The 2,268-nt window shown below is 39.2% G+C and carries 3 protein-coding genes; 2 read left to right on the forward strand and 1 reads right to left on the reverse strand.

Going from position 1 to position 2,268, the window contains the following annotated elements:
• On the forward strand, positions 1-603 hold a 603-nt coding region (locus tag FTU09_RS13575; protein ID WP_180080567.1), incomplete at its 5' end, for an alpha/beta hydrolase fold domain-containing protein.
• 40 nt (positions 604-643) lie between these two features.
• Here FTU09_RS13575 and FTU09_RS13580 read toward each other — a convergent pair.
• Entirely contained in the window at positions 644-1,315 is a 672-nt protein-coding gene (locus tag FTU09_RS13580) for an acetoacetate decarboxylase family protein (protein ID WP_180080570.1), read from the reverse strand.
• 98 nt (positions 1,316-1,413) lie between these two features.
• On the opposite strand from FTU09_RS13580, the gene FTU09_RS13585 reads away from it, so the two are divergent.
• Positions 1,414-1,983, forward strand: a complete 570-nt coding sequence (locus tag FTU09_RS13585) for a peptidylprolyl isomerase (protein WP_180080573.1) — start codon at positions 1,414-1,416, stop codon at positions 1,981-1,983.
• The last annotated feature ends 285 nt before the right edge of the window (positions 1,984-2,268 follow it).

Consider the following 2,268-nt stretch of genomic DNA (forward strand, 5'->3'; position numbering starts at 1 on the left):
TCAGCTTGCTTCAAGATACTCATGATCAAGCTGTCTGAATACTTAGATGTTTTCATAGAAAATCTCCTTAAATCAAGGTTATTCGATTTTCTACTTTTAAACTCAATTATTTTTAGGGAGGATTACCATAGTGCAGGCGGTAATATTGCGGCAGTGGTAGCGCAGCGTAGTGTGCACAGTGCCTATGCACCCGAGGCACAGTTCCTGATTTATCCTGCATTGGATTTTAAAAGTCGACACCCTTCATTTTTTGCCTATAAAGATGGCTTAGTGCTCACAGAGCAAGATATAGATTTCGTGACGCATCACTATGCTACTCAGCATCAGGTGGCTTTGGATGATCCGATTATTTCTCCAACTTTTGGAAAGTTGAAAAAACTAGCGCCTGCTTTTGTGGTCACAGCAGGACATGATGTGCTGCACGATGAAGCTGAAATTTATGCACATAAATTGCGTCAAAATCAGGTGACTGCTAAGTATGTTGAATATTTTGATCAGGCACATGGTTTTATTAACCTGAGTTTTGTGTCGAGCCGTGCTAAAAAACTTAGCATTGAAATGTGTAAAAACTTTAGAAAGTTTTGGGATCGTCCTCGCCATTAAAAATCAGTATATCTGGGGTCAATTTGTTTCACGTGGAACTTTATTTCTTAGAATGAATTTTGGCTTCAGGAAAAATCAGTTCAAATGCAGGCACGTAAAAGCCAGTCAATAAACGTGCCTGAGAAACATCGGGAAACAATGAGGGGTTAGGCTGCCAAGAAACTTGTTTTAGTGAGATTAATTGACCACGAAATGAAGGGCTAAAGCAATAAGATTTACCTTGCCACATTTGTGTGATCTTTAATAATGCAGCAGGCAGATATTGACTATTTACATTGATGCATCGACTTTTTGCATGCTGCTCAAATTGAATACAAAGTTCTAAATCTGCCTGTCGAATGGTACAAGTGCTTTGCTGAGCATGCATCTGCCATTCAAATGTGGCCAATTCTTTAGGAATCCCCCAAAGTTGTTGTCCATGCTGGACAGAAGATTCTGTGGAAACAAAAATCTTGGGAATATTAGATAACACACGTCGTTGCAATACGGGATGATCTAAAATCAGCAACTCATCATAGGCGCCAATTGGGCTTTGTGCATAGCGCACCAACATGATTTGTACCACACGCCCAAATGCTGAAGGTGTTAAGCCAAAAATCTGTGCCTGTTTTAAAGCAGAGGAGCTGAGCCAATAATTTAGAATATAGGCTTCACCTTGCAACAACCAAGGCGGCAAACACAGTTCGGTATGATCTGAATTATTTTTATACATAAGTTTTCCAGCGTGATAAAAAATAGCCACTGATTTATTTTCGTAATCTTATTAATATAGACGAATTCCGAATACAACACAGATGGATTGCCAAGTAAATGTTAAAACAAAGTATGTTCACACTTGCCGCAATGGCGATGAGCTTTAATGTAATGGCGGCAAACAGCATTATTGAAATGAAAACCAGCATGGGCAATATAGAAATCGAGCTGTTTAATGACAAAGCGCCTATTTCTGCAAAAAACTTTGAAGATTATGCCAAGTCAAATTTCTATAACGGCACAATCTTCCACCGTGTGATTCCAGGCTTTATGGTGCAAGGTGGTGGTATGGATGCCAAGATGCAAGAAAAACCCACCAAAGCGACCATTCGCAATGAATCAGGTAATGGCTTGAAGAACACACGCGGTACCTTGGCAATGGCACGTATGAATCACCCTGATTCTGCAAGCAGCCAATTCTTTATTAATGTGGTAGATAACGACTTCTTAAATAGAAGCCCTCGAAATGCTGGTTATGCGGTATTTGGTAAAGTCACTAAAGGTATGGATGTGGTAGATCGTATAGTGAAAGTACCGACGGGTAACTATGGGATGCACCAAAATGTACCTAAACAAGCGGTTAAAATTCTAAGTGTCACGGTAAAGCCTGTGCTTGCTGCAAAATAAGTAAATATTGATGATAAAAATATAAAAAAGATATTTTATTTAAAATTAAGTGTTTATAGGGTGGTTTGTGTATTTTTGAGCCAATATGGTGCATAAAAATGCAACACTCGTGAAAACAAGCAGTTAAAAGCACTTGCACGTGTAGGAAATTGCCCTATAATGCACCCATCCCGACGCGAAACAGCCTACGAACTTAGCTTACAGGGTTGAGTTGTTAGAAGTGTTTTGCGTTAAAATTTCTGCTGATGAGGCAGAAATTAAGATCATTAAGAGATTATGAAGAAC

The sequence above is a fragment of the Acinetobacter sp. YH12058 genome (genome assembly GCF_013419805.1).
GTDB classification, from domain to species: domain Bacteria; phylum Pseudomonadota; class Gammaproteobacteria; order Pseudomonadales; family Moraxellaceae; genus Acinetobacter; species Acinetobacter towneri.

Coding starts and splice junctions, on each gene's coding strand:
- FTU09_RS13585 (WP_180080573.1), top strand. CDS start 1,414: ATGTTAAAACAAAGTATGTTCACACTTGCCGCAATGGCGATGAGCTTT.
- FTU09_RS13580 (WP_180080570.1), bottom strand. CDS start 1,315: ATGTATAAAAATAATTCAGATCATACCGAACTGTGTTTGCCGCCTTGG.